This is a genomic window from Pseudomonas sp. AG1028, from assembly GCF_007993955.1.
GTDB classification, from domain to species: domain Bacteria; phylum Pseudomonadota; class Gammaproteobacteria; order Pseudomonadales; family Pseudomonadaceae; genus Aquipseudomonas; species Aquipseudomonas straminea.
On sequence record NZ_VIVP01000009.1, the window covers coordinates 290,675 to 296,838 of the forward strand.

Annotated in this window: 6 protein-coding genes and 2 pseudogenes; 4 read left to right on the top strand and 4 right to left on the bottom strand. The window is 63.2% G+C overall.

Features of this window, described 5'->3' with window-relative positions:
• Nucleotides 1-36: 36 nt before the first annotated feature.
• Nucleotides 37-468: pseudogene (locus tag FB481_RS23695) on the top strand (methyl-accepting chemotaxis protein); the annotation flags it as partial.
• 36 nt (nt 469-504) lie between these two features.
• Here FB481_RS23695 and FB481_RS17100 read toward each other — a convergent pair.
• The gene (locus tag FB481_RS17100) at nt 505-942 is read right to left on the bottom strand and encodes an Lrp/AsnC family transcriptional regulator (protein WP_093503143.1); all 438 of its coding nucleotides are present in this window, start codon (nt 940-942) and stop codon (nt 505-507) included.
• A 130-nt stretch (nt 943-1,072) separates the two neighbouring features.
• Here FB481_RS17100 and FB481_RS17105 point away from each other — a divergent pair, with 130 nt between their 5' ends.
• The gene (locus tag FB481_RS17105; protein WP_093503145.1) at nt 1,073-1,972 is read left to right on the top strand and encodes a DMT family transporter; all 900 of its coding nucleotides are present in this window, start codon (nt 1,073-1,075) and stop codon (nt 1,970-1,972) included.
• A gap of 24 nt (nt 1,973-1,996) precedes the next feature.
• On the opposite strand, the gene FB481_RS17110 is transcribed toward FB481_RS17105, so the two are convergent.
• Entirely contained in the window at nt 1,997-4,000 is a 2,004-nt protein-coding gene (locus tag FB481_RS17110) for a U32 family peptidase (protein WP_147177134.1), read from the bottom strand.
• 184 nt (nt 4,001-4,184) lie between these two features.
• Between FB481_RS17110 and FB481_RS17115 the strand changes: the two genes are divergently transcribed.
• Nucleotides 4,185-4,832 carry a YecA family protein gene (locus FB481_RS17115; protein ID WP_093503149.1) on the top strand — a complete coding sequence of 216 codons (648 nt, stop codon included), beginning with the start codon at nt 4,185-4,187 and terminating at the stop codon, nt 4,830-4,832.
• Nucleotides 4,833-4,841: 9 nt separating this feature from the next.
• On the opposite strand, the gene FB481_RS17120 is transcribed toward FB481_RS17115, so the two are convergent.
• The gene (locus FB481_RS17120) at nt 4,842-5,291 is read right to left on the bottom strand and encodes a BRO family protein (protein ID WP_093503151.1); all 450 of its coding nucleotides are present in this window, start codon (nt 5,289-5,291) and stop codon (nt 4,842-4,844) included.
• Nucleotides 5,292-5,404: 113 nt separating this feature from the next.
• On the opposite strand from FB481_RS17120, the gene FB481_RS17125 reads away from it, so the two are divergent.
• Nucleotides 5,405-5,812: a transcriptional regulator gene (locus tag FB481_RS17125; protein WP_093503153.1), complete on the top strand. Its 408-nt coding sequence runs from the start codon at nt 5,405-5,407 to the stop codon at nt 5,810-5,812.
• 250 nt (nt 5,813-6,062) lie between these two features.
• On the opposite strand, the pseudogene FB481_RS17130 reads toward FB481_RS17125, so the two are convergent.
• A pseudogene (locus tag FB481_RS17130) lies at nt 6,063-6,164 on the bottom strand (IS5/IS1182 family transposase); the annotation flags it as partial.

A 6,164-nucleotide genomic window follows, 5' to 3' on the forward strand; every position in this document is an offset into this window, starting at 1 on the left:
CAGCGTGGCGCCCAGGTGGTGACCGACACGGTGAAGACCATGCAGCGCATCTCCGAACAGGTGGGCTCGGCCTCCGAAGGTATCGAGGCGCTGGGCAAGCAGTCGGTGCTGATCAGCACCATGGTGCAGACCATCGGCAGTATCGCCCAGCAAACCAACCTGCTGGCGCTCAACGCCGCGATCGAAGCAGCGCGCGCGGGCGAGCAGGGACGAGGGTTTGCCGTGGTTGCCGACGAGGTTCGGCAATTGGCCAGCCGCACCAGCAAGGCCACCGAGGAAATTGTCGGTGTGGTGCAGGAAAATCAGAAGCTGGTCGACGCCGCCGTGCGCGACATGGCGAGCAGCCGCCAGCAGGCCGAAGCCGGGCTGGAACTGGCCAACCAGGCCGGCGACGTGATCGTCGAAATCCGCCAAGGCGCCAAGCAGGTGCTTGGTGCGGTGGAGCGTTTTGCCAGTCAGTTGAAGTGAGGCCGGGCGAGATGGCGAGCCATCTCGCCATCTTGATCACGCCATCGGCGGCAGCCGGCGCTTGACCGTGGTCTTCTTGACGATAGCTGTGTTGGTCAGGGCGTAGACGTTGATGTGGTCGAGTATCTCGTCCAGCTGCTCCATCGAGCGCACGTGAAGGCGGGCGATGAAGCAGTCTTCGCCGGTGACCTTGTCGCACTCAGTGAATTGCGGTGTGGCCTGGATCTGCCGTTCCACCTCATGCAACTGGCCGGGTAGCGGGCGGATGCGCACGATCGCCTGCAGCTGGTAGCCGAACGCGCGTGGGTCGATGTCCACGCCGTAGCCTTTCAACACCCCTTTATCTTCGAGCTTGCGCAGCCGCTCCGCCACGCTGGGCGAGGACAGGCCGCTGATCTGCGCCAGCGCTTTCAGCGAGCGACGCGAGTCTTCGGTCAGGGCGACGATCAGTTGCTGGTCGATCTCGTCGATCATATTGGCTCCAAAGGCGATTATGCGTTTTGGCCTTGATAGTAAAGCCGGATGGCTTCTTTTGCCTGCCTTTCGCCATGGAGCGCCGCTGCGCCGATTGCCATAATTCGTGCCTCACTCAAGGAGCACGATGATGGACAAGCAGATTCATAGAGGCACGCTGGAAATGGTCGCCGCCATGCTCATTTCCGGCACCATCGGCTGGTTCGTTCTGCTCGCCGGCCTGCCGGTACTCGAGGTGGTGTTCTGGCGCTGCGTGTTCGGTGCGCTGGCCCTGCTGGTGGTTTGCGCCATGCTCGGCTTCCTGCGCCCGGGCCTGCTCAGCCGCTATACGGCGATGCTGGCGGTGGTCAGCGGGGTGGCCATCGTTGGCAACTGGCTGCTGCTGTTCGCCTCCTATTCCCGCGCCTCGATCGCCATCGGTACCGCGGTCTACAACGTGCAGCCGTTCATGCTGGTGATTCTGGCGGCACTGTTTCTCGGTGAGAAACTGACCCTGCAGAAGCTCGCCTGGCTGTCGATCTCGTTTCTCGGCATGCTGGCCATCGTCAGCGCCCACGGCAGCGTCGGGCAGGGCGGCGGCGACTACCTGACGGGCATCGCCTTCGCCTTGGGCGCGGCCTTTCTGTACGCCGTGGCCGCTCTGATCATCAAGAAGCTCAAGGGCGTTCCGCCGCACCTGATCGCGCTGATCCAGGTGAGCGTTGGCGTGCTGATGCTGGCGCCGCTGGCCGACTTCACCACGCTGCCCCAGGGCCAGCAGAGCTGGTCGATCCTGCTCACCCTCGGTGTGGTGCACACCGGCGGCATGTACGTGCTGCTCTACGGCGCCATCCAGAAACTGCCCACGGCCTTGACCGGCGCGCTGTCCTTCATCTACCCGATCGCGGCGATTGCCGTCGACTGGGTCGCCTTCGATCACCAGCTCAGTGTGCTGCAGTGGCTGGGCGTCGCGGCCATCCTGCTGGCAGCGGCGGGGATGCAGCAGGGGTGGAGTTTGCGCGCCTGGAGGTGGGGAAGCGTCAGCCAATGAAGCCTGGCGCTCGCGTCATTTGCCTCAGTGCGGCGCCTGTCGCCGCGCCGTCTTCAGCAGGTCCTCGGGGCTGATATGGCCAACCACCTGGGTGGCGGCGCTGCCCGGTTGCGGCAGGTCGAGGATATGGCCCTTCATCTTGCCGATCACGTGCATCTCGCACGGCTTGCAATCGAACTTCAGGGTCAGCACCTCGTCGCCGTGTACCAGTTGCATCGGTGCGACCTTGGTCTTTACGCCGGTGACGCCCTTGGCCTGTTTCGGACAGAGGTTGAAGGAGAAGCGCAGGCAGTGCTTGGTGATCATCACCGGCACTTCGCCTTCTTCTTCGTGAGCTTCGTAGGCGGCGTCGATCAGTTGCACGCCGTGGCGATGGTAGAACTCGCGGGCCTTGTGGTTGTAAACGTTGGCCAGGAACGACAGGTGCGATTCCGGGTACACCGGCGGCGGGTTGCTCTCGGCCTTGCGCCCACCACGAGGATGCGCGGCGACGCGGGCTGCGGTCAGTGCCTCGATGGCCTCGCGGCGCAGGCTTTTCAGCTGCGAGTTGGGCACGAAGAACGCCTGCGGCGCGTCCAGCTGCACGCCCTGGGCGTGGTAGATGGTGGTGCCCAACTGGGTCAGCAGGTCACGCAGGCCATTGAGCGCTTGTTCCGGCTTATTGGCCACGCCAAACGGGCCGGGCAGGGCGACGTCGACGCTGATGCCTTCCTCGCTGGTGGCGGTGAGCTTGAGTGCGTCCTCGCGCAGCTCGGCCTTCCAGTTCACGCCGATCCGGCGTTCGGCGCTGGTGCGCTGCAGCGCTTGCTGCCAGTTATGGTCGAGGTTGCGCGACAGCGGATGATTCGGGCGCAGGCGCAGCAGCCCTTCGGGCATCTCGTTGGGCTCGACGCGGTAGCGGTAACGCTTCTCGCCTTCTTCCTCGAACTCACCCTTGAGTTCGCAGATGTTGGCGCGGAAACCCACCACCTCACGCTTGACCAGCACGTTGAGGCCGTCGCCGTTGGACAGCGGTTCATGTGTCACGGCGATCAGGTCGCGCTTGCCCACTTTCTCCACGTTGCCAACAGAGAGCCCGGTGAAAGTCGGCGAGTCGAAGGCGCCGATGTCCACCTTACGCTCGGTGACGAAATAATCGGTGCTGCCGCGGTGGAAGGTCTTGTCCGGGTCGGGCACGAAGAAGTGCGCGGTGTGGCCGCTGGAAGCACGGGCCAGGTCCGGGCGGTCTTCGAGAATCGCGTCGAGCTCGCGGCGGTAGTGGGCGGTGATGTTCTTCACGTAGGCCACGTCCTTGTAGCGGCCCTCGATCTTGAACGAGCGCACGCCGGCCTCGACCAGGGCGCGCAGGTTGGCGCTCTGGTTGTTGTCCTTCATGGACAGCAGGTGTTTCTCGTAGGCGATCACGCCGCCTTTTTCATCCTTGAGGGTGTAGGGCAGGCGGCACGCCTGGGAGCAGTCGCCGCGGTTGGCGCTGCGCCCGGTCTGGGCGTGGGAGATGTTGCACTGGCCGGAGAACGCCACGCACAGCGCGCCATGAATGAAGAACTCGATGGCTGCATCGGTTTCATTGGCGATAGCGCGGATTTCCTGCAGGTTCAGCTCGCGGGCCAGCACCAGCTGGGAGAAACCGGCCTGGTCGAGAAATTTCGCGCGGCCCAGGGTGCGGATGTCGGTTTGGGTGCTGGCATGCAGCTCGATGGGCGGAATGTCCAGGTCCAGCACGCCGAGGTCCTGCACGATCAGCGCGTCCACGCCCGCGTCGTAAAGCTGGTGGATCAGCGTGCGCGCCGGCTCCAGCTCGTCGTCATGCAGGATGGTGTTGATGGTGGTGAAGATGCGCGCGTGATAGCGACGGGCGAACTCCACTAGCTTGGCGATATCGGCCACCTCGTTGCAGGCGTTGTGCCGAGCACCGAAGCTCGGGCCGCCGATATAGACGGCGTCGGCGCCATGCAGGATGGCCTCGCGGGCGATCTCGACGTCGCGGGCAGGGCTGAGCAGTTCCAGGTGGTTCTTGGGCAAGGACATGGCTTTTCTTTATAGGCAGCGAGGAACTGCAGGCGACGCAGCGCTCCTCTTGGGGCACGGTTTGGCGCGCATTGTACCGGGCCATCGCCGCCTCGGCACCCGTGATGTGCCGGACGGCTGGTGAGGCTGTCGGCGGCCGGCCATCTGTGGGAAAGTAGCGGCCTTTTTTCTGAGGGCGTTTGCGATGGATAACAGAGGGCTCGAAAAGCTCGATCAGTTGTTGCTCAAGTATGGCAACGACGACTCGATTCTTTCCGCCAGCGAACTGGACGGTTATTTCGCGGCCATCGTGTCCGGGCCTCGGCAGATCGATCCCGGCATCTGGTATCCGCACATCTGGGCCGAACAGTTGCCCAAATGGGCCAACGACAAGGAAGGCGAGCGTTTCACCAAGCTGGCCGTCGAGCTGATGAGCGAAGCTGCCTACATGCTCGGCGAGGAGCCGGACGACTACGAGGCCATCTTCCTGGCCGACGACAATGGCATGGGCGAGAAACTCATCGTCTCGCAGTGGTGCGCCGGTTATCTGCGCGGCGCCCAGGTGGCGGGCTGGATCGATGCCGAGCTGCCCGAGACGCAGCAGACAGCACTGGCGAACATCACCCTGCACGGCAGCGAAGAGGGCGTCGATGCGCTCAACGCCATGTCCGATGAGCAATACGACGCCTCGGTCGCCACCGTCGAGCCAGCGGCCCTGGCACTGTACGACTACTGGCAGCAGCATCTGGAGCCGGTGTTGCCGGTTCGCCGCGACGAGGCCAAGGTTGGTCGCAACGACCCGTGCAGCTGCGGCAGTGGCAAGAAGTACAAACAGTGCTGCATGCGTAGCTGAGCAGCTGATTCAGGAGGGTGCAGGGCGAGGCGGTGGTTCATCCGCGCTGCCGAACAGCCCAACCGCGTCCTGCATGGCCAGCCACCAACTCCCTTGCCAGCGTAATACCTGCAGTTGCTGGTCATTGGCCATGAGTTGGTGGAGCTGCGGTTTGCTCGTATGGTCGAGCTGTGAAGCCAGCACACAGTTGCATAGCCAGTCGTAGACCTGGGCGGCGTGGCTTGGCGAGCTGTGGTGGCTGAGCTGCAGAACATTGCGCAAGTCGATCATCGCCTGAGGCGCTGATTCGTTGCCAAATAGAATACCGCTGGGTCTGCAGTGATTGAGCATCGCTGCCTGGCTATCGGAAAAGCGTAGGGCCGAGCAGATGGCCTGCGCACAAAACCACAGGCGCCCGTCGGTGCCTGCGCGAACGGCAACTTGCTGTCCCTCGAAATCAAATGACCGTGCGTATTTCATGGCACCTCCTTGTGCATGATCAGCCTTACTGAATCTATGATGAAACCATGAATTTAATTTACAATTAAACCGTATGTTCAATCTAGCATGGAAGCGGAATTTAACGTCCGCCCATGACCGAGAAAACCGAATTTGCCCAGCGCCTGCGCGATGCCATGCTCGCCGCGGGCTACCCTGATCGTCCCGCCGTGCTGGAGCGGGAGTTCAATTCCCGTTACTGGGGACGTTCGGTGACGTTCCAGGCTGTGTCGCGATGGCTGCGCGGCCAGGCCATTCCCTCCCAGGACAAGCTGCAGGTGCTGGCCGACTGGCTGCGCATCGAACCGCAGGCGCTGCGTTTCGGCGAGCGTGCGGCCATGGCGGTGCGCGAGCAGCGTGGGCGCTGGGAGGACCCGAAGTTTTACCCGGAGCGAGACGCCATTGAGGCTTTCCTTGCCCTGCCTGCCGCGCAGCGCAAGGTAGTGCGCGATGTAATCATGACCTTCGCGCAGACCCTCAAGCGTCCGGATGCCTCCAACTAGTCCCATTTGGCCCTACTGCACGACGTCGGATGGGTCTATGCATCCCGGGCTTGGGGCGGCCGAGCACCCGGAATGTCGAGAGCCGGAGCGCCGGTTTCCAGTGTCGATGCGATATCGGCTGGGCAGGCAGCAAGCAGAGGGAGCCGATGTGCTGAAGGCGAGCGTGTCGCTGGTGTCATGAACCGGCGCGCTCTTGTGCTGAGGGAGCCAGCCAACGTATCTGCATGACCCCATCAGTTTTTGGTGCGACCTAGGTCCTGTACGAAAAGTACTGCCTTAAGCATCGCAGCGCGCAAGCCAGCGTGACCATCGCGCCAAAACTTCTGGCGAGCTTGTCGTAGCGGGTGCCGAC